The organism is Stenotrophomonas sp. 96582_Sma, from assembly GCF_056480905.1.
On sequence record NZ_CM151122.1, the window covers coordinates 1,910,417 to 1,930,999 of the forward strand.

Consider the following 20,583-nt stretch of genomic DNA (forward strand, 5'->3'; position numbering starts at 1 on the left):
CGTTACCAGCGGGAGACGGGGCGCATGACGGGGTGGCGGCGGGCTGTTGAGGCGATGCCTGCGCCCAATGAGGGTGCCGAGAGGTGCCCTTGTTGTTTCAATACATCACTCTTCCTTTCTGAGGGCAATGGTGCCGTGCTGGCCATGCGCTTGAAGTGACCCGGACAGCTTGTTGAATCTGGGGAATCAAGCTTGTTCAGGAGCGGGCGCCCTGCATTGGATCTGTGCACGCTACGAACTCCCTTTAGAGGGCCTCGATAAGCCAATCTTCAGGAACTAACCCTTTCCCTCGCCATTCTTCGACAGGGTGCACGTTCTCGAGTCCGCCCCAAACTTCTTCGTTTGCGTGGTCAAGTACGATTATCTGAAGTCTGCCATTAGTCTTGGAGCAGACTTCATCGAACAACGTAAAAACCTTTCTGACAGCGACAATATCCTCATTCTGCCACGCTGGATCAGGGTCAATATCATTATCCTTGCCTGCACGCCGGATGGGGAAATAGACTTGGCTCGGCTGGTCATAAATGAGTAGGGCGGGGACGGGGTGCTGGGGAAGCCTCAAGAAGTATCCTTGCAGCGCCAAGGTAAGAGCGACATGGTATGCCAGCCAATTCGCGCCGCTCCCGATTTCCCAAAGAAAGTCATCTCTGGTGTCGTGAATGACTTTTACCGTAAGGTCTGGGATGACAAGGCGAATTGGTGCATCTGGCCACTCGCCATCCAACTTTGGAATTAGTCTCCCTGAAATCTCCTGAATGGTGTTGAGTGAATTTTCAAGCTTCCGGCCTATTTCATGTTCGGAGATTTGGCTTGACATCTTGTCAACCTGCATCCGCAAAGTGGAAATCTCTTGGTTCAGTTCGGATGAGGTGTCTGCGGCGTCGTAGAGTCTAAGTGCTTCTTCCAGTCTTCCGATAAAACGAGAAATCTCTTCGCCGCGCGTTGTCGCTTTGTGAGCTTCTTCGGACTTGCCCTCAAGTGCTCGAATTTCAGCGCGAACTGCCGTAAGTTCGCTCAAACTAACCTCAACGGAATCACGCTGACGCTGAGTTTCTCGTCCTAACGACTCTGTTACTTCTGGATAGGAGTTAAGCCGAAGCTCGATGCTTTCCAAGGCCTGGCAAAGCTGGTCGATTCGCGCACGGCCGCTCTCGCTAACTTCAAATACGGTTTCGGAATTACCCGACGAGAGCTCTCTGATCCATGAGGAAAGGCTAAGTCTGTCGCGCTGAATGCGAAGGCCATTTCGATACTCGTCACTACTTTCGTCTAAACGGCGAAGCTCATGTAGTCGTTGTCGGGATTGACTCAGCTTTATTGCGAGATCTGACTCTAGAGAGCGCAATTCAGTTAGCCTTGACATGATAACGTCCATGCCTGAGAGCGAGGGCGTAGCCGACCGCGGGCTGCAGGTCAGAGCTTCACGTAGCAAATCTATAATTGCAGACCAATCTGATGGTACGTCAGTATCTGGCGGCAGTAGTCCGTACTCTATCGCGAGTCGAACCCAGGCGTATCCCTCTCGCTGCCATGCAGAGCCTGTTTCCTGGCGGGCTCTAAGTTCGGCCTCTTTTCGTCTCAACAGGCGTCCCAGTCGATCAAGGTCATGGCGAATTTGTAGTAGTTCCGGACTGATTGCTCCCAAGACATAAGGGAATATTGTCTTTAACTTCTCCCGGTGCTCGGTCGTGTCTGCCTTAAAAAACAGAACATCAGGATTCGCAACAATATTCTGAGGCTGAAAAATGAATGCCATCAGGTCGCGGAAGCCTACCCGAGACTTGAACCTGTCGTCATTGCCTGGCTCAAATTGAAGGTTCGATAGCCCGGAGAGCCTGTTCAGCGAGGACTTTACGTAGTCAACGTTCTGATTCTTTGAATGAATTTCTCTAGGGATGGCAACTAGTGGACCTTCAAGCAGGAACATTTCCCCAGAAGATTTTAGTCCGCCAGGTTCTTTGCGGGCGAATAGCTTTTGTCCTTCAAGAGTATCAAACAGAACGCCAAACCATGAGCATTTGTCGCGAATTACTCCCACAGGGATCGAGCATTTCTCTGAGCCCAGACAGTAGTCAATTATTGGGATTACCGACGATTTGCCGGTCTTGGATGCCCCGCTAATAACATTTACCTTCCCGGGTTCAAAATTCACCTCTCGCGGGGCGCCGCCATCTCGCGGCCAAAGAATTATTTTCAATAGTTGGAAGTACATCAGAATCCCACTCTCAATGTATGGGCCACTTGCTGGTCGGAAAGGCTGGAAAACCAGTGGCCAATTTTTTCGCAAGCTGGACCAATCTTTCGAATTCGCTCAGGCACTGTTGGCGTTCGTAAGTCATGGTGTGGGCTGAAAGAGCGAACTTCCGCGGTGTTGGGGAATATTCGGACAAGATGCGCCTGTTCCGCAGCGATCAACGAGGCCAGCGAGAGATTACGAAGGCTGAGCGCGCGCTCATGCACAGCGAGTAGTTCCTCGCGCTTCTCGCCTAGTTTCCCGGCTAAAAGATGTAAGCCTGAGGACTTCTGGGTACTCAGGATCATTCCAAGAGTTGCTGTATGGAGCACCAGTGGAAGCACTAAGAAGGCAAGATGAAGTGGGGCCGCTCTGCCTTCCAGCTCCTGGAAGCCAATACCGAATCGCCATATTGCGTAAGCCCCTAGTGCCTCATTCTGAACAACTGCGGCTTCACTGAGCCGGGCGGGTGGAAGAGGTGAGGTCACTTAGCTTCCTCATCGTCAAGAAGGGCCTGATGCCGTGGATGCCAACCCAACTCTCGCCTGTCTGCCAGATCATTAAATCCTCCGTGGGTGAAGTGCTCAGGAACAGAGCGCCCACCTAGCGCGACTTGCTTCTGTGAGCATCGGCTATAGATAATTCGACCTTGTGCATCCTGGGTTTTTTCGTGGAACACTTCATGGACTTCCATGCTCACTGCTTGGTACTGGCGGAGTAACGCCTTGTCCCAATCCTTAAGCGCCTCCTCGAACACATATCCCTGACTTGCCCACTTCGTTTTGTCGCCAGAGGTGCGCATCCAGTCGCTTGCTGCTCGAATTAGCGTCTCTTCGGATGCTCCGACAAGCTGCAGCTGCCGAGCGAAGATTGGTCGCCCCGTTAAAAGGGTATGGGTGTCCTCATTTGATGGGGCCGGCGTGAAGGATGGCAGGTATCCGGCCATATTGTTTTGTTGGACGAAAGCATGGAAATTTCTACGAAAATCTGCAGCGTTAATTATGGCTGGTGCTTTCTGCCTGATGCACCGATCTGCAGCTTCTTTTGCTTGTCCAATCGCAGAGGCGCAAATTATGTCAACCAGTTTCTCGGGGGTCGTGGGCCTTAGGAGATTGCGCAGAGGCTCTAGGGGGTCATCATCAGTAGCGATGATCTTAATTCTCTGAATTACTGCAGCGCGTACGGATTCTTCGGTAGCAAGAAATTTCTCAACATGCGCAATGCATTGTGGAGGGTTTGCTCTCTGCTTCAGCTTTTTGCTCACCAATTGAACAAGCGATGCAATAGTCTCGGGACCGTCTGCGAAATTCAGTGCAGAGCTGAATTTCCCCTCCTTTGCGGGCGTCACATAGAGGTGGAAAGCGGTGCTAATAGCATCGACTCCACCTTCTTCCACTTCATCCAACCAATTGCAGATTGCGTTCCACAGGTCAGGCGACCAGTCGGAAATGGGGTTGTGAGATAGAGCGCTTTTGCACTGTTCCAGTAGTAGAGCCCCGTCCTTATAGTGAACGGCGACATCATCCAAGTACTCAAGTGACACCTCTGAGTCCGCCGGGCCGCTTAGCAGGTGGTAGCACAGCCTGACAGGCTGCAGCGCAAAACCAAGATATGGCCCTGGAGCGGCGTGCTTGATCGACAGTGGCTTTGGATCGGCCATTAGACTGGCCGTCCGGTTGGCCGCGGTTCGTTACGCGCCGGCCGAATCCTTAACTCCATGTTGTCTCTCGCGCATTTGACGGTACAAGTGGACATGCCATATCTGGTTATGTCATTTCGAACTTGGCTTAATTTGTACGCGACGAGGCTCTGTTTTGTCTAGGGAGTAGGCAAGGTGGATCCTCCTTCAACACGCTCTGATTGCGCAATGGCGATTCCAAGTCGGGAGGGTCAAAAAATTGACGCCATAGTCCGATCGCATTTGCTGAATCACTCCGGCCTAACCTCCCTGCAAGCCCACTCAACCAACCCCCGGCAGGCCAGAAACAACCCATCAACAACTCCCTCATCCAAATGCCGCTCCGGCTCCGCTGCAACCCGGCAGCGATCGGCCGCGTGCAGCAGTTCCAGTACCGTCAGCGCCCCGACCATCGCGCGCTCACTCCTCGCCAGGCTCACACGTCGGCCGGGCGATACGTCGGTTTCCGGCCAAGGGTGTCCATCTGCTCCCTCGCATCCACGCATGCGCTTGAGGATGCCGAGCAGGGAGTTCAGGTCGGGCAGGGGAGTGTCGTCGTTGATGGGTTCAACAACGGTGTACGAGGAGAAGGTGTCGGATTCGTTCATGGCGTCGGCTTCCGTGGCTGTGCTTAACAGCGCCACCGCGAAGAGGGTGGCGGACGATGCGTGGCTGCAAACCGGAAGAAGCGATGTCATAAACCGGTGGGCCCGAAAGCCCCCACGCACCGCCCGCCAGAAAGGCCGACGGATTGCCCGCCGGCACCGGTTAAGGACGGTGCCGACGGGCAAGCGCAAACTACAGACATCGCTTTCTTCGGGTTTGCAGACCCGAGCCACCCGTTTTCGGTGGCGCGCCATGGTGTTAACGCCGCCGCTTCGAATGCCAATAGAAATTCGCGAAGGAATCGCGGAATCCGAGAGCGAAGAACTATTGTTGCACGCGCCCTTCGTGCAGCACGCGACGCCGGCAGACGCATCGCGCAGCTGCGCTGCTGATAGCGAAACAAAGTGGCGCAATCGCCCATGCCACACGCAATTAGCGCGATGGCCTTCTTTGCAACAGTTCTTAGTCCGCCTCGCCAAGCAACGGCGCGTGATCAGCCACACACTCCGAAAAGCGGTTCAAACCCGACATCGGCAGTGCGTCTCGCGGCTTCAACCAACGCGATCCTCAGCCGCGCTCGCATTCCCCACCAGCAACTCAATCATCGCCCGCGCCGCTGCCGACTGGCGCCGATGCGGTGCATAGATCACCGAGAATGGCCGCGACCGCCCGCGCAGCTGTGGCAGCACCTCCACCAGCTCCCCACGCTGCAACCGCTCGCGCACGATGAACTCGTAGCTCTGGCAGATGCCAATGCCCTGTTCGGCCAGCGACACCACGCCCAGCACATCGTCGGAGGTCTCGATGGACGAACGCGGCAGCCAGTCCACGTCGCGCCCGTCGTCGCGGAAGATCCAAGGCGCCAGCCGCCCTGTACGCGGCATCACGAAGGGCAGGCATAGGTGCTGCTGCAGGTCGTCCAGCGTCTGCGGTGTGCCGCGTCGCTGCAGATAGTCCGGCGCGGCCACCAGCAGCAGCGGCGCGTCTTCCAGCTTTCGCCCCACCAGCCCGCTGTCCGGCAGCTGGCCCAGGCGGATGGCCAGGTCGAAGCCTTCGGCCACCAGGTCCACGTTGCGGTTGGTGATGTTCAGTTCCACCTGCACCTGCGGGTACTGCTGCGCAAAGCGCGCCAGCACGGGCGGCAGCCGGTAGTGGCCATAGGTGGTGGGCACGCTCAGGCGCACGCGGCCGGCCAGCGCTCCGTCCTGGGCCAGTACGTCGCGCTCGGCGTCGTCCAGCAGGCCGAAGGCGGTGCGCACCTGTTCCAGATAGAGCCGCCCGGCATCGGTCAGGCCCACGCGGCGGGTGGTCCGCTGCAACAGCTGGCGGCCCAGCCGCGCTTCCAGCCGGGTGACCGCGCGGCTGAGCACCGAGGGCGTGGTGGACAGCGCCACCGCGCCGGCCGTGAACGAGCCGTGCTCGACCACCGCCAGGAACACCTCCACGTCGCCCAGGTAGTCGAACTTGCGGCTCATTTGGCTCTCCGGGGAACAGATGTTTTGCGATGGGGCCAATTTATCGCCGCTGGGGCGATGAATAAAGTGGCGGCCATTCCCCGATAGGAGCTCCCCATGAACCTGATGACCCGGCTGGCCGCAGCGTTGGCCCTGACCCTGGCCGCCACCGGCGCGCAGGCCGCCAACGTGCTGGTGGTGCTGTCCGACGAAAACCACCTGGACCTGAAGGACGGCAAGGTGCTGTCCACCGGCTTCTATCTCAACGAGCTGATGCAGCCGGTCAAGCTGCTGCTGGATGCGGGCCACGAGGTGACTTTCGCCACGCCGCAGGGGCGGGCGCCGACGGTGGACGCGTCTTCGGTGACGCCGGTGTACTTCGGCAACGATGCCGCGCAATTGAAGTTGCACAAGGAGCTGCTGGAGAAGCTGGCGCTGACCTCGCCGACGGCCTCGCCGGTGGTCAGCCTGGCGCGCGTGGAGCAGCAGGGCTACGCGCGCTTCGATGCGGTCTACATTCCCGGTGGCCACGCGCCGATGCAGGACCTGCTGAAGAGCCCGGCGCTGGGCCGGCTGCTGACCGACTTCCACCAGCGCAACAAGACCACCGCGCTGGTCTGCCACGGGCCGATCGCGCTGCTGTCCACGCTGCCGGATGCGGGTGGTTTTGTGGCGAAGCTGGACGCGGGTGCGAAGCCGGCCACGCCGAAGTGGATCTACAACGGCTACCAGATGACGGTGATCAGCAACGAGGAAGAAGAGCAGGCCAAGCCGCTGCTGGGTGGCGGTGAGATGAAGTTCTACCCGCAGACTGCGTTGCAGCGGGCAGGTGCGAAGTTCAGCAGCAATGCCACGCCGTGGACCGGGCATGTGGTGGTGGACCGCGAGCTGATTACCGGCCAGAACCCGGCCTCGGCGCTGGAGGTAGGGCAGCGGTTGGTGGAGCGGTTGAAGTAAGGCGGGCTCTGCATCGCATGCGGTGCCATGGCACCATGACGGGCTGGCCTCGTCCTTCCGGGCGGGGCCGTTTTCCCAGGGAAACCCTCGAACACGACATGCGAACGTCCTTCTTCATTCTCTCCGCCCTGTGCCTTGGCCTGTTGTCTGGCTGTGCCAGTGGCCCGGAGGAGCACGCCTCAAGCCGCGAGATCACGGGTGCGTTCGTGGCCGACGACGGCCAGTTGTATCTGCTGCCGCGCTTTGAAGAGCCGATGCGTTTCAATGCCGAGCCGTTCCGCGAGTACCGCGCGCTGATGGACAGCCCGCTACGCGAGGCGGTGGCCTGCGCGCAGATGTACTTCCATGAGGACTGGCGCGACCCGGCCAACAAGGCCAAGGTGCACGGCAGCTATGCGCTGCTGCTGCGGCCGGAGCAGGTGACGCCGGAACAGGCCGCGCAGTTCAAGCTGGAGCGGATTGAAGTGCTGCCGCGCGAGGCGAAGTATGTGGATGAGCGGGCGCGCTACTACCTGCCGCAGGACCGGAGCCGTTATGCGCTGGCGTTTGATCGGGCCTGCAATCTTTCAAAGAAGGGCGGCAGCTATTACAGCGCGCTGTTCGAGGGCGATGGCGAGCGGGTGAAGTTGCCGGATGCCGCTGCGCTGGTGGAGAAGGGGAAGCTGGCGCAGCCGATCAGTGCGCGGGCGCAGCGGATCCTGCCGGAGCGGGAGGACAAGCCGGGTGTGGGTTCGGCGGCTGGCAAGGTGCTCGGCGCGGCGTTGATCCCTGTGGCGGTGCCGGTGTTTGTGTTGAGCCTGCCGTTTTTGGGGCCGGATCATTGGAAGTGATGGGGCTTTGAGGGAGAGCATCCACGCGTGGCGTGGATCTACTTGGGTATCGCCTGAAAATTCATCCTGGAGATCTGTGTGCCCAGCACGCTGGAAACTGTTTTGAAGACCGTAGGCTTCATAGTCCTTGCGGCGCTTCCGTTGGTGATCCTCTGGTTCACCCTTCGGCGAATGTCAGCGACTGCCCGCTCTTCCGTAAAAACGGGGCTGCGTTTGGATCCCCCGCGCCGGATTTCCGGGACGTCCATGACCTTGGTGATGGTGGATGGCAAAGAGGATCGCGAGCACTACTTCTTTGATGCGGAGTCCTTTTACCTGCGACGTGGGCCGGTGCCTACGGCGGTTCCGCTTTCGCAGATCACCTCAGTCACACGAACGTCCGACAAGATCTACGGGCGCTATGTCTGGCAGGTGTGCTTCAGCAAGGCATCGGGCAGAAAGTGCGTGACGTTTACCAACAACCTGACGCTGTTCAACCGCGACTTTCTGCTCTTTCTGGAGGCGGTGCGGAAGGCTAATCCGCTCGCGACCGTTGAGCGAGCGAGTCTGTTCTTCTGAGTGCTGGATGATTCAGATGTGCGGGCGTTGAGGGAGTGAATCCACGCGTGGCGTGGATCTACAGCTTGGCCTGCCGCCAGCCACACAGCTTGCCCGCCAATGCTCCCAGGCTTTGGCATCAATGCCAGCCTTCATCGCGATGCCCTGCAGCTCCGCCCAATTCTTCGGCGAAGGCGAGGCCAGCAGCCCGCGCATGAAGGCCTGCATCTTCGCTTCGCCCACTTGCTTCTCCAACGAGAGCAGCAGCAAGGGCGCATAGACGTAGCGATACATCTCGCCCAGATCCGAGTTGCCGTCGATGGCATCGAACGCCGGCAGCGGCTTCTCCTGCATTTCGATGGCCGATTGCAGTCGCGCAATGTAGCGATCAGCCGCGGTATCGCCACTGATCTCGCGCAGCGCCTTGATCGACAGGAATTCCGCGCTGGATTCCAGCAGCACCCAGAAGTAGGGGCCCTGCGGGCGGTTCAGTGTGCCGAAGTAGTAATGGCCCATTTCGTGCGCGATGTACTGCACGCGTCGCTCGGCTTTCTCGCCCCCGGTCAGCAGTGAATCGGCCACGTTGCCGATGCTGCCGCTCATGGCGATGGTCGGCCAGGTGGCAAAGCCCCATTCGCTGCCCTCACGGTCGCGCTCGATCTGGTTGAGGGTGACCATGCGCAGGAAGGTGGGGCGGTCGGCCAGCGGCACGCCCATATAGCGGCTGTGCACGTCGGCTATCTTCTGCACGGTGCCGGAAAGAGCATCGACCTTGGCCGCGGGCAGCGTCTCGTTGAGGATCGTGACCTGCGCGGTGCGGGTGATCGGGCCGCTGCCGCCGAACAGCAGGATCGGTCGTGCGTTGTCGCTGCGGAAGCGGCCCTGCGCGCCTTCGATGGCCTGGCTGCCGTTGAGATACAGGAACCGGCAGCCGGCGCAATCCACCTGCAGGTCGTAGCGGCTTTCGCTGCTGCGCACGCGGGCCCTGGGATCGAACGCCTGCGGCAGCCATGCGGACTGTTCGGTGAAGCGGGCGCTGTCGCCGTTGAAGGCCATCAGGCCCTTGAAGTCGGTCGGGGCATCGTGCCGGGCGTAGACCGGGAAGGCGCCCACGTACTGCACGCAGAGCGTGGCGGGTGGCTTTGCCACGGTGTACACGCGTGCTTCGCCATCCACGCCGGGGGCATACCAGCCTTCGAAGTCCATCGGAGCGCCATCGCCATCGGTGACCCGGGCGACATTCAGGCCGGCGTTGAGCACGAATGAGCCCATCGATTCGGCAGGGCGGTTGGATACGCAGACGTTGCCTTCCACGCGGCCGGTCGCTATATCCAACCGCACGCTGCCGGTGGTGAGCGGTGTGGCGTCTTGAGCAGGCGGCGCGGCCTGGCTGATGGCAGGGACGAGCAGTGCGGCAACAACGGCGGGCAGCAGGGCCTTGCAGGGGTTCATCGGGCCATCCATGGGTGGATTGGGGTGAATATAGGGGGGATGTGGATCTTTGCCGAGGGGCAGCATCCACGCATGGCGTGGATCTACTGATCCAAGCGTGCGGTGGATCCAGAGGGCTACACTGCCTACCTACGCCCCTTGGACGCTCACCCATGTTCTCTGGAAAGGTTGCGGTGGTTACCGGCTCCACCAGCGGTATTGGTCTTGGCATCGCTACGGCGCTGGCGCGGCAAGGCGCCGATATCGTGCTGAATGGCTTTGGCGATGCGGCGGAGATCGAACGCATCCGTACCAACCTGGAAACCGAGTTCGGTGTTCGCGTGGCGCATGACGGTGCCGACCTGTCCCGTGGCGAGGCGGTGCGCGGAATGATCGCCCACGCCGTTGCGACGATGGGGCGCATCGACATCCTGGTGAATAACGCAGGCATCCAGCACACCGCGTCGATCGAGGAATTCCCGGTCGAGAAGTGGGACGCGATCCTGGCGCTGAACCTGTCGGCGGTGTTCCATGCAACGGCGGCGGCGTTGCCCCATATGAAGCAGCAGGGCGCTGGTCGCATCATCAACATCGCGTCGGTACACGGCCTGGTGGGCTCGGTGAACAAGTCGGCCTATGTGGCGGCCAAGCATGGCGTGGTGGGCTTCACCAAGGTGACCGCGCTGGAGAATGCGGGCACCGGCATCACCGCCAATGCCATCTGCCCGGGCTGGGTGCGAACGGCGCTGGTCGAGCAGCAGATCACCGCATTGGCGGAGAAGGAAGGCACGGATCAGGAATCCGCTGCCCGTGCATTGCTGGCCGAAAAGCAGCCTTCGTTGCAGTTCGTGACGCCCGAGCAGCTGGGCGAGATGGTCGTGTTCCTGGCCTCGGACACCGCAGCGCAGATCACCGGCACGGCGTTGCCGGTCGATGGTGGCTGGACCGCCCGCTAGCGGACCGGCATCGGCCGCGTTGCCGACGCCGCAGCAGCCAAGGCGCCTGCGGCGTCGTCCCGGCGCAGCCGTTTACTGCGGCTTGGCAAACACATCCAATCCCTTGCCGGTCTCCAACAACGACTTCAGGCTCGACAGCACGATCGGCCAGCCCTGGCGGATGCCGGTATCCATGCCGCTGCCCGGTTCCAGTTCGTCGTGGGTGACGGTCAGCCGCACCATGTCCTGGTAGGGCACGATATCGAAGGTGACGCGGCTGTAGGCATCCGGGTTCTCCGCCTGCGAGGCGGCGGCCCAGGTGATGACCAGCCGCGAGGGTGGGGTGCTTTCCACCACTTCGCCCACCAGTTCAACCGAGCGCGTTTCGTTGGCACGTACATGCTGCCAGCGCGAGCCGGGTTTCCAGTCCGAGACGTTTTCGTGGCCCCAGTAGCGGCTGGCGATCTCGGGGCGGGTGATGGCCTCGAACACCTTCTGCGGCGTGGAGGCGATGTAGATCACGTGGATGAAGCGGGTGGACTCTGCGGACATCGTCATTCTCCTTCCAGTTCTCGTTTCAGGTCATGCAGCAGGCCTAGGCGCTGCTGCTCGAACTTGCGTACCCAGCGCTCGTAGACTTCGTGCAGGGGCACCGGGTTGATGAAGTGCAGCTTTTCGCGGCCACGGCGCACGGTGCTGATCAGGTTGGCGTCTTCCAGCAGGCCCAGGTGCTGGGTGACCGATTGCCGGGCCATGTCCAGGTGCTCGCACAGCTGGCCGAGCGTCTGCCCGTTGTCTTCGCAGAGCAGGTCCAGCAGCGTCCTGCGCGTGGGGTCGGCCAGTGCCTTGAAGACCTTGTCTGTGTTGCGCGCGTTGTCTACCGCCATGGGAATGTCTTCAATTCCAGTTATCGATCCTGACGTCGTGTGGGTTGGGCTGGCCCTTGCCGGTTTCCAGCAGCGCCTTCAGGCTCATCAGGAACACCGCCCACTTGGTGCTGCAGTGGGAGGTGAACTCGACGCGCTCTTTCCAGCCTTCATGAGTGAACAGCACGATGCAGTAGTCACCTTCCTGTTTCAGCAGGAAGCGTGCGTGGGTGCCGATCCATTCGGCGGGGCCGGCGAGGAACCGCCAAAGCACGAGCTCGCCTGGAACAAGCTGCTCAAGTTTCATTTCCATGGCACCGATTTCCTGGCCGTTGTTCGTGAAGCGCACCTTGACCGTCCCGCCGGCCACGCGGTCGCCATGGGTGTCTTCAGCCCACCAGGCGGCGACGCCTTCGGGGGTGGCCAGAGCCTGGTACACCTGGCTTGCAGGGGCCTTGATGCCGACCCTGTGTGCGATATCGACCATTGCAGGTTCCTCGCTTGGGCGGACAGGTGCCGTCCTTGGGTGGACTATAGGCAGGTAAATGCCTGCATGTCAAATCCGGCTCACGGACTTCCAGCCCTGGTAGTGCCGGCCGCTGGCCGGCATCCTCGTCGCAATTGATTGAAGCGTTGAAAGGAATGCGCACATGACTGAAGCAGGAAAGGAAATCTTGAACATCCGCCGCGCCAACGTAGACGATGCCCCTGCGGTGCTGGCGCTTTTCGATGAGGTGATCGAATGGTTCGTGTCGATCGGCAACCTGCAGCAATGGGGCAGTGAGCCATGGTCCACGATGCCGCGCCGGATCACCCAGGTGACTGATGCCTGCGCACTGCCCGGTGCATGGGTGGCGCAGAACGAGCAGGGTGACGTGCGCGCGTTCCTGGCGCTGGGCGAGTCGATGCCCTATGTGCCTGCGCCCACCGGCCCGGAACTGTATGTACGGGTACTGGTGGCATCGCGTGATGCCCGCGTGCGTGGCATCGGCCGGCGCCTGATGGCCTTTGCCGATGAGCAGGCGCGCGCTGCCGGGCTCGACCATCTGCGCGTGGACTGCTACGGCGGTGGCAACGGTGATCTGGTGCGCTTCTATGAATCCTGCGGCTATGCGCGCATCGCGCCGTTCAATGTGGATGGCTGGCCGGGGATGTTGCTGGGGCGACAGCTCTGACGTGGCTGCGTCATTCGGTCGCAGCGTGCGTGCAGGAAACGGTACATCGGTTCGGCGCTAGAGTAGGGGCATGACCTGCATGGAATGGCTGTGTCATTCCACTGCGGGTTCCTGATGACCCCCTCCAGGAAGGAGCAACGCATGTACTACAGCAGTGGCAACTACGAAGCCTTCGCGCGCCCGCGCAAGCCCGCCGGTGTCGATGGCAAGCGGGCTTGGTTGGTCGGTTCGGGCCTTGCCTCGCTGGCCGGCGCCGCGTTCCTGGTGCGCGATGGCCGCATGGCCGGTGAGCGCATCACCATTCTCGAGCAGCAGCGGATTGCCGGAGGCGCGCTGGATGGCCTGAAGGTGCCTGAAAAGGGCTTCGTGATCCGCGGCGGACGCGAGATGGAAGACCACTTCGAGTGTCTGTGGGATCTGTTCCGCTCGATTCCGTCGCTGGAGATTGAAGATGCCAGCGTGCTGGACGAGTTCTACTGGCTGAACAAGGACGACCCCAACTATTCGCTGCAGCGTGCCACGATCAATCGCGGTGAGGATGCGCACACCGACGGCCTGTTCACCCTGACCGAGCAGGCGCAGAAGGACATCATCGCGCTGTTCCTGGCCACCCGGCAGGAGATGGAGAACAAGCGCATCGACGAGGTGCTGGGCCGCGACTTCCTGGACAGCAACTTCTGGCTGTACTGGCGCACCATGTTCGCCTTCGAGGAATGGCATTCGGCGCTGGAGATGAAGCTGTACCTGCATCGCTTCATCCACCATATCGGCGGCCTGCCGGATTTCTCGGCGCTGAAGTTCACCAAGTACAACCAGTACGAATCGCTGGTGCTGCCGCTGGTGAAGTGGCTGCAGGACCACGGCGTGGTGTTCCAGTACGGCACCGAGGTGACCGACGTCGACTTCGATCTGGCGGCCGGCCGCAAGCAGGCCACGCGCATCCACTGGACGCGTGACGGTGTAGCCGGTGGCGTGGATCTGAGCGCGGATGACCTTGTGTTCATGACGATCGGTTCGTTGACCGAGAACTCGGACAACGGCGACCACCGCACGGCTGCGCGTTTGAATGAAGGCGCGGCGCCGGCCTGGGACCTGTGGCGACGTATTGCCGCCAGGGATCCTGCGTTCGGGCGCCCGGATGTGTTTGGCGCGCATATCCCGCAGACCAAGTGGGAATCGGCGACGGTGACCACGCTGGATGCACGCATTCCGGCCTACATCCAGAAGATCGCCAAGCGCGACCCGTTCAGTGGCAAGGTGGTGACCGGCGGCATCGTCAGTGTGCGTGACTCGCGCTGGTTGATGAGCTGGACGGTGAACCGCCAGCCGCATTTCAAGAACCAGCCCAAGGATCAGATCGTGGTCTGGGTGTATTCGCTGTTCGTGGATACGCCTGGAGACTACGTGAAGAAGCCGATGCAGGACTGCACCGGCGAAGAGATCACCCGCGAGTGGCTGTATCACCTGGGCGTGCCGGTGGAGGAGATCGACGAACTGGCTGCCACGGGCGCGAAGACGGTGCCGGTGATGATGCCGTACATCACCGCGTTCTTCATGCCACGCCAGGCCGGTGATCGCCCGGACGTGGTGCCGGAGGGCGCGGTGAACTTCGCCTTCATCGGCCAGTTCGCCGAATCGAAGCAGCGCGACTGCATCTTCACCACCGAGTATTCGGTGCGCACACCGATGGAAGCGGTGTACACGCTGTTAGGTATCGAACGCGGTGTGCCCGAGGTGTTCAATTCCACCTATGACGTGCGCTCGTTGCTGGCGGCGACCGGTCGCCTGCGCGATGGCAGGGAACTGGATATTCCCGGCCCGGCGTTCCTGCGCAACCTGCTGATGAACAAGCTGGACAAGACCCAGATCGGTGGCCTCCTGCGCGAGTTCAAGCTGGTGCAGGAAGACTGAGCGGGTGGAATGGTGGCAGCCGATGAAACCATCGGCTGCCTACGGGCCTCAAGCGACGCCGTCGGTCGTGCGGGTCAGGTGTTCCCAGGCGTCGATGCTGTCGCCCAGCGATGCGAGCTTCGCCCGCACCAGCTGCAGTGCGTCGCTGCCCAGCAGCAGGTGGCTGGGCGGCGCGTCGCTGTCGATGACCTGCAGCATGGCCTGCGCAGCCTTCAGCGGATCACCGAGCTGGTGGCCACTCTTTGCCTCACGCGCGCTGCGGATGGGGTCGAACAGCGCGTCGTAGTCTTCAATGCTGCGCGGTGCTCGCGCCATCGAACGGCCTGCCCAGTCGGTGCGGAAGGAGCCCGGCGCGACGGCGGTGACGTGGATGCCGAACGGCGCAACCTCCTTGCCAAGCACTTCGCTGATGCCTTCGAGTGCGAACTTGCTGCCGCAGTACCAGGCGATGCCGGGCATCGTGATGAAGCCGCCCATGGAGGTGATGTTGAGGATGTGGCCACGGCGGCGCGCGCGCATGTGCGGCAGCACGGCCTTGATCAGCGCGGCCGGGCCGAACACGTTCACCTCGAACTGGTGCCGCAGCTCGGCCAGCGTCGATTCTTCGAGGATGCCTTCGTGTCCGTAGCCGGCGTTGTTGACGAGCACGTCGATGCTGCCGACGTTGGTTTCGATTTCGGTGACGAGCGCATTGATGGCGTCGGCATCGGTGACGTCCAGCAGGCGGCCGAGCGCGCGGCCGGGCGCCAGCGTTTCAAACGATTGGCGGGTGGTTTCGTTGCGCACGGTGCCGACCACGCGATGCCCGGCCAGCAGGGCCTGCTGCGCAAGGGCGCGGCCGAAGCCGCTGCTGACACCGGTGATGAGGAGAAGGCGGGATGGGGACATGGGGAGGCGCTCATGGTGGACAGGGCTTGCACGCTAGTTCTTGAACGGTGCCCGCCCCAGGCCTAGGATTCGACCATTCTTGCCTATTCCTCTGGAGTGCCAGTGGTCGATTCCCTGCAACGACAGGTGCAGGCACGCATGGTCGGCCTGCTGAAGGCGTTGGCGGTGGAGGAGGGCTATACGCTCACGCCGCTGCCGGGGGTGCGGCTGCTGCGCTCCGACCGGCCTCTGGCACGCACGCCGGTGTTGTATGACCCCGGCATCGTGATCGTCTGCCAGGGCGTGAAGCGCGGTTACCTGGGCGGTCAGGTCTACCAGTACGACGCACAGCACTACCTGGCGGTATCGGTGCCGGTGCCGTTCACGATGGAAACCGATGCTTCTGCAGAGGCGCCGCTGCTGGCGATCTACCTGCATCTGGATCTGCAGTTGGCCGCGGATCTGTTGATTGAACTGGGCGAACAGGCGGGCACATCGGAGGCACCGGCACAGAGCATGATGTCCAGCCCGATGCAGGCGCCGATGCAGGCCACGGTGCTACGCCTGCTGGAGGCGCTGGCCGACCCGCTCGAAGCGGTCGTGCTGGGCCCGGCGCTGGTGCGTGAGGTGTACTTCCGCGTGCTGACCGGTGCGCAGGGCGGCGCGATGCGCGAGGCGCTGGCCATGCGCGGCCGCTTCGGCAGCATCGGCAGGGTGCTGCGTACGATCCACGCCTTGTATGCCACTGCGTTGGACGTGGGCCAGCTGGCGGCCGAAGCGGGCATGAGTGTGGCGACCTTCCACGACCACTTCCGCGCGATCACCGCCACGTCGCCGATGCAGTACGTGAAGTCGACCCGCCTGCACCAGGCTCGGCTGCTGATGCTGCGGCAGGGGATGACTGCCGAAGCGGCATCGTTGGCGGTGGGATATGCCAGCCCGTCCCAGTTCAACCGCGAGTTCAAGCGCCTGTTCGCGTTGCCGCCGGCGGCCGAGGTGGCGCGGATGCGGCGGAGTTTTGCCCTTCCGCCGGGGCCTGCAGATGCGGTGTACGTGTCTTCGCATTGAGCGGCCGCCGGGGTTTCCCAGGCTTTCTCGACACGCCGGCCAGCGGCCGGCCCTACCCACGGGGTTCAGCAGCCGACCAGCCGGTCCGCACCAATACCGCTGCGATGCTGGCTGCGGTATTCGGTCGGGCTGGCCTCGACCTGCCCGCGGAAATGCCGACGGAATGATTCCTGCGAACCAAAGCCGGCCTGCTCGGCAATCCACTGCAGTGGCCGGTCGGTGGTTTCCAGCAGCTCACGCGCGAAGGCCACGCGCTCGCGGATCAGCCAATCGATGGGCGACAGGCCGGTGGCTTCCAGGAACTGCCGTTGCAGAGTGCGCTGGCTGAGTGCGGCCTGCTCGGCGAGGCTGCCTAGCGAATGTGGCTCGCGCAGGTTACGGCGCATCCACTCCATCAGCTTCGCCAACCGCGTGGGCTCGCCGTTGGGGATGGCCCGGCTGACGCGCTGGCTGCGCCCGGCATCACGCCAAGGTGCCAACACCAATCGCTCGGCCACCAGATTAGCCACGCGCGCGCCGTAATCCTTGCGCACCATGTGCAGCATCATGTCCATGCCGGTGGCCGAGCCGGCCGAGGTGATGATGCTGCCGGTGTCCACGTACAGCACATCCTCGCGCACGTCGATGCGTGGGAAGTCGCGTGCCAGCGCTTCGGTGAGGCGCCAGTGAGTGGTGGCCTCGCGGCCATCGAGCAGCCCGGCCCAGGCCAGCACGAACGCACCGGAGCAGATCGACGCGATGCGTGCGCCGCGTGCATGGGCGCGGATCAGTGCATCGAGCAGGCCCTGCGGCGGACGTTCGCTGGGTTCGCGCCAACCGGGGATGACGATGATGTCGGCGTCATCGACGCTGCTGAGATCGTAGGGCAGCTGCACCTGGGTGCTGCCGAGCATGCGCAGCGCTCCGGGTTCGCCCGCGCACAGCTGGGTGCGGTACCAGGCCACGCCCAGCTCTGGGCGTATCGGTGCGAACAGGCCTACAGCACAGCCGAACTCGAACAGCCCCTGGCCGTGGCAGGCGACGATGGCGACGAGTGGCGCAGTGGGATCGGCGGGTGGGCTGGGCATGGCTTGATGCTACGGGTGGCGGTGCGTGGCGCAGAGTGGTGCGCGGGCATGAGGTGATGCCGGTGGAGCATGTAGAGCCGAGCCATGCTCGGCTGCTCTTTGTGGCTCAATTGAATGGGCTTCGTCTGGCATTGAGCCGAGCATGGCTCGGCTCTACAGAGAGCAGTGCGCCGGTGCAGGCCGCCTAACGTCATTACCAGCGGTCATGTGGGTGGCCGGATATGACGGTTGGGTGACGCGATCCCGCCTGTCGCCGTGGGTGAACAGGCCCTTGAATGGAAGCGTGTTTCCGGCCCACCCCCACGAGCCCCCATGCCTGCCGCCTACGCCCCAGCTTTGAGCACTCTTGCCGTCCTGATCGCGGCCGTCCTTGCTGCATCACCCAGCCATGCGGCGGAAGCCGATGCAGACCCTGCCACCACTGCAGCCACTGCCAATGTGGCAGCCTCCACGCTGGATGCGGTGGTGGTCACCGGCTCTCGCACCAGCACGCGCACGGTGAAGAACAGCTCCACGCCCATCGATGTGATTTCCGCTGAAGACCTCGCCGCCACCGGTCAGGGCAATCTGCTGGAAGCCCTGCAGCGCAGCCTGCCGTCGCTGAGCCAGATCGGCGGTTACCAGAGCGACCAGGAGAGCCTGATCCGCGGCTACCAGCTGCGCAACCTGTCGCCGGGCTACACGCTGGTACTGGTCAACGGCAAGCGCCGCAATGCCAGCGCCTATGTAAGCGGGGCCAATGGTGGCGGCTTCCCCGGACATGCGTGGGCGGACCTGGCGTTGATTCCGGTCTCGGCCATCGACCATGTGGAAGTGCTGCGTGATGGTGCCTCCGCCATCTACGGCTCGGACGCGATCACCGGCGTAGTCAACGTGATCCTGAAGTCGCAGGCGCACGGTGGTGATGTGTCGGTGGAGAGCGGGCAGAGCACCGATGGCGATGGTTCACGAACCAGCGTGCGCGCCAACGTCGGCCTGCCGTGGGGCGAGGATGGCTTCATCAACCTGTCCGGCGAGACCACCCGCCAGCATCATGCGATCCGCACCCGTCGCTACATCGATGGCTACCTGAGCTATCCGGCAGTGGATGGCAGCGGCAATCTGGTGGCGCTTCGGCCGAACAATCGATTGCCAGCGGGTGCTGCGCCGAACCCGGCCGAGGCCAGCCGCAATGCCGAAGCCAATACCATCCTCAGCTCGCCGTCATATGCGTTGAAGGCCTTCGCGGTGAACGTGGGCCATGGCCTGGGCGAGAGCGCGCAGTTCTACGCCAATGCTACGGCCAGTGATCGCACCGCGCAGGCAATCCAGAATTTCCGTCTGCCGGCGACCATCTTCACCACTTACAGGGCTCCCGGCGTTCTGAGCGTGTTTCCGGATGGCTTCCTGCCGGTGCTGGAAACCAAGGAGAAGCAGTACACCGGTACGGCCGGGGTAAAAGGCCAGATCGCGGGATGGGACTACGACGCCAGCTTGACCGGCAACCGCAGCACGGTACGTACCTATACGCGCAACTCGGTGAACTACTCGCTGCCGTATCCCGGTTCGCCCACTGATTTCTATGACGGCAAGCTGGACTACCAGCAGGGCATCGCCAATCTGGACCTGCGCCGTGGCTTCGAGGTGGCGGCATTCGCTTCGCCGCTGGAAGTGAGCGCAGGCGCCGAATACCAGCATGAACAGTATGAGCGTGGCGCGGGGCAGTGGGAGTCGTATACCGGCTTCGGTGCGGCGGCCTTCGTCGGCTATTCCACTGCGGACGCGGTGAAGGCGACCCGCAACAGCAAGGCGGTGTACGTGGGTGCGGCCACCAACATCACCTCACGCTGGTACCTGGATGCGGCCGCGCGCTGGGAAGACCATTCCGATTTCGGCAGCGTTTCCACCGGCCGCCTTACCACGCGCTTCGACTTCACCGACGCACTGGGTGTGCGCGCAACGGTCAGCAACGGCTTCCATGCGCCCAGCCTGGGCGCGCAGTTCTACCAGGCCACCGGCAGTTGCCCGTGCGGGACCACGCTGGTGGCGCAGGTATCTTCGCCGGCGGCGATCGCGTTGGGCGCAACACCGCTGAAGCCGGAAAAGGCCACCAACTACAGCCTGGGCGTGACCTGGGACCCGAGCCCGGCGTTCCATCTGGCGGTGGATGCCTATCAGATCGACATCCGCGGCCAGCTCGGCCAGTCCAGCCAGATCGGCTACAACGCGCAGGATCCGGCGCGCGTCACCGACAACAGCGGCACGGTGCTGAGCGCGGCGCAGAAGAACACCATCGACGCACTGCTGGGTTCAGCCGGCATCAGCATCCTGCCGGGTGATGCGTTCTACGCCAGCTATTTCACCAACGTGGGCAACACCCGCACACGCGGTGTGGAGCTGACCCTGGAAGCGAACCAGGAAACGGCGTGGGGCAAGCTGCGCTGGAGCTACGCGGCCAACGTCGGCCGTACCACGATCCAGAAGGTCAGCGACATTCCGGCGGCGCTGCAGGGCCTGCCGAACATCAACCTGCTGACCAGATCCAGCGAGTATGCGCTGCGCTTCCGCACGCCCAGCTACACGCAGGTGGCGGGGCTGGGCTGGCAGAACGGGCGCTGGCGCTCGAATCTGGACTTCACCTACTACGGGCCGATCAAGCGCCTGAACAACGGCGTGGAGTACAGGCAGCCGCCGGTGCTGGTGACCAACCTGTCCGGTGGCGTGGAGCTGGGCGCGGGCTGGAGTGCGGCGCTGGGCATCAACAACGTGTTCGACAAGCGCACCCGCAAGGTGCCGGAGTACGCGCGCAGTGCCACCGATGTGGCGAGCATCGAGACCACGTGGGACAGCGGCGATGTGCTGAGCAATGTGGGTGCGTACTGGTACGGGCGGGTCAGTTACCGGTTCTGAGGTGGGAAGCAGTCGAGCATGGCTCGACTCTACAAAAGCGAAAGGCAGCCGAGCATGGCTCGGCTCCATACGGGAGCAG

General features: G+C 62.3%; 19 protein-coding genes. 8 read left to right on the forward strand and 11 right to left on the reverse strand.

Annotated features, from left to right (window positions below):
* Positions 1-244: 244 nt before the first annotated feature.
* From ACZK2R_RS08935 to ACZK2R_RS08955, 5 genes are all read right to left on the reverse strand, one after another.
* Positions 245-2,212, reverse strand: a complete 1,968-nt coding sequence (locus ACZK2R_RS08935) for a DUF3732 domain-containing protein (RefSeq protein ID WP_180836879.1) — start codon at positions 2,210-2,212, stop codon at positions 245-247.
* Positions 2,212-2,721 carry a three component ABC system middle component gene (locus ACZK2R_RS08940; RefSeq protein ID WP_219630797.1) on the reverse strand — a complete coding sequence of 170 codons (510 nt, stop codon included), beginning with the start codon at positions 2,719-2,721 and terminating at the stop codon, positions 2,212-2,214. The genes ACZK2R_RS08935 and ACZK2R_RS08940 overlap by 1 nt, the downstream gene beginning before the upstream one ends.
* Positions 2,718-3,893, reverse strand: coding sequence for an ABC-three component system protein (locus ACZK2R_RS08945; RefSeq protein WP_180836881.1), 1,176 nt, complete (start codon positions 3,891-3,893; stop codon positions 2,718-2,720). The genes ACZK2R_RS08940 and ACZK2R_RS08945 overlap by 4 nt, the downstream gene beginning before the upstream one ends.
* A gap of 269 nt (positions 3,894-4,162) precedes the next feature.
* Complete coding sequence (locus ACZK2R_RS08950; RefSeq protein WP_049449683.1) at positions 4,163-4,519, reverse strand: hypothetical protein; 357 nt, start codon at positions 4,517-4,519, stop codon at positions 4,163-4,165.
* A gap of 549 nt (positions 4,520-5,068) precedes the next feature.
* Positions 5,069-5,992 carry a LysR family transcriptional regulator gene (locus tag ACZK2R_RS08955; protein ID WP_180836883.1) on the reverse strand — a complete coding sequence of 308 codons (924 nt, stop codon included), beginning with the start codon at positions 5,990-5,992 and terminating at the stop codon, positions 5,069-5,071.
* 96 nt (positions 5,993-6,088) lie between these two features.
* Here ACZK2R_RS08955 and ACZK2R_RS08960 point away from each other — a divergent pair, with 96 nt between their 5' ends.
* From ACZK2R_RS08960 to ACZK2R_RS08970, 3 genes are all read left to right on the forward strand, one after another.
* The gene (locus ACZK2R_RS08960) at positions 6,089-6,928 is read left to right on the forward strand and encodes a type 1 glutamine amidotransferase domain-containing protein (protein WP_180836885.1); all 840 of its coding nucleotides are present in this window, start codon (positions 6,089-6,091) and stop codon (positions 6,926-6,928) included.
* 98 nt (positions 6,929-7,026) lie between these two features.
* Positions 7,027-7,758, forward strand: coding sequence for a hypothetical protein (locus ACZK2R_RS08965; RefSeq protein ID WP_180836887.1), 732 nt, complete (start codon positions 7,027-7,029; stop codon positions 7,756-7,758).
* 78 nt (positions 7,759-7,836) lie between these two features.
* Complete coding sequence (locus ACZK2R_RS08970) at positions 7,837-8,316, forward strand: hypothetical protein (RefSeq protein ID WP_343205442.1); 480 nt, start codon at positions 7,837-7,839, stop codon at positions 8,314-8,316.
* A 12-nt stretch (positions 8,317-8,328) separates the two neighbouring features.
* Here ACZK2R_RS08970 and ACZK2R_RS08975 read toward each other — a convergent pair whose 3' ends face one another.
* Complete coding sequence (locus tag ACZK2R_RS08975) at positions 8,329-9,747, reverse strand: M1 aminopeptidase family protein (protein WP_180836889.1); 1,419 nt, start codon at positions 9,745-9,747, stop codon at positions 8,329-8,331.
* A 152-nt stretch (positions 9,748-9,899) separates the two neighbouring features.
* Here ACZK2R_RS08975 and ACZK2R_RS08980 point away from each other — a divergent pair, with 152 nt between their 5' ends.
* On the forward strand, positions 9,900-10,682 hold the full coding sequence (locus ACZK2R_RS08980; protein WP_180836891.1) for a 3-hydroxybutyrate dehydrogenase: 783 nt from the start codon (positions 9,900-9,902) through the stop codon (positions 10,680-10,682).
* 72 nt (positions 10,683-10,754) lie between these two features.
* Here ACZK2R_RS08980 and ACZK2R_RS08985 read toward each other — a convergent pair whose 3' ends face one another.
* The 3 genes from ACZK2R_RS08985 to ACZK2R_RS08995 are packed head-to-tail and all read right to left on the reverse strand — an operon-like array spanning position 10,755 to position 12,014.
* Entirely contained in the window at positions 10,755-11,213 is a 459-nt protein-coding gene (locus ACZK2R_RS08985) for an SRPBCC family protein (RefSeq protein ID WP_032129304.1), read from the reverse strand.
* Between the two features lie 2 nt (positions 11,214-11,215).
* Entirely contained in the window at positions 11,216-11,548 is a 333-nt protein-coding gene (locus tag ACZK2R_RS08990; RefSeq protein WP_132809957.1) for an ArsR/SmtB family transcription factor, read from the reverse strand.
* Positions 11,549-11,558: 10 nt separating this feature from the next.
* A complete protein-coding gene (locus ACZK2R_RS08995; RefSeq protein ID WP_049399066.1) occupies positions 11,559-12,014 on the reverse strand; it encodes an SRPBCC family protein in 456 nt (151 codons plus the stop codon).
* A gap of 163 nt (positions 12,015-12,177) precedes the next feature.
* On the opposite strand from ACZK2R_RS08995, the gene ACZK2R_RS09000 reads away from it, so the two are divergent.
* Positions 12,178-12,702, forward strand: a complete 525-nt coding sequence (locus tag ACZK2R_RS09000; protein WP_180836893.1) for a GNAT family N-acetyltransferase — start codon at positions 12,178-12,180, stop codon at positions 12,700-12,702.
* A 141-nt stretch (positions 12,703-12,843) separates the two neighbouring features.
* Positions 12,844-14,613: an oleate hydratase gene (locus tag ACZK2R_RS09005; protein WP_180836895.1), complete on the forward strand. Its 1,770-nt coding sequence runs from the start codon at positions 12,844-12,846 to the stop codon at positions 14,611-14,613.
* Between the two features lie 48 nt (positions 14,614-14,661).
* Here the strand turns inward: ACZK2R_RS09005 and ACZK2R_RS09010 are convergent, their stop codons facing one another.
* Positions 14,662-15,501 carry an oxidoreductase gene (locus tag ACZK2R_RS09010; RefSeq protein ID WP_180836897.1) on the reverse strand — a complete coding sequence of 280 codons (840 nt, stop codon included), beginning with the start codon at positions 15,499-15,501 and terminating at the stop codon, positions 14,662-14,664.
* Between the two features lie 102 nt (positions 15,502-15,603).
* Between ACZK2R_RS09010 and ACZK2R_RS09015 the strand changes: the two genes are divergently transcribed.
* Complete coding sequence (locus tag ACZK2R_RS09015; protein ID WP_343205070.1) at positions 15,604-16,548, forward strand: AraC family transcriptional regulator; 945 nt, start codon at positions 15,604-15,606, stop codon at positions 16,546-16,548.
* Positions 16,549-16,613: 65 nt separating this feature from the next.
* On the opposite strand, the gene ACZK2R_RS09020 is transcribed toward ACZK2R_RS09015, so the two are convergent.
* Positions 16,614-17,615 carry a helix-turn-helix domain-containing protein gene (locus ACZK2R_RS09020; RefSeq protein ID WP_180836899.1) on the reverse strand — a complete coding sequence of 334 codons (1,002 nt, stop codon included), beginning with the start codon at positions 17,613-17,615 and terminating at the stop codon, positions 16,614-16,616.
* 312 nt (positions 17,616-17,927) lie between these two features.
* Here ACZK2R_RS09020 and ACZK2R_RS09025 point away from each other — a divergent pair, with 312 nt between their 5' ends.
* Positions 17,928-20,504, forward strand: coding sequence for a TonB-dependent receptor plug domain-containing protein (locus ACZK2R_RS09025; RefSeq protein ID WP_180836901.1), 2,577 nt, complete (start codon positions 17,928-17,930; stop codon positions 20,502-20,504).
* Positions 20,505-20,583: the final 79 nt, after the last annotated feature.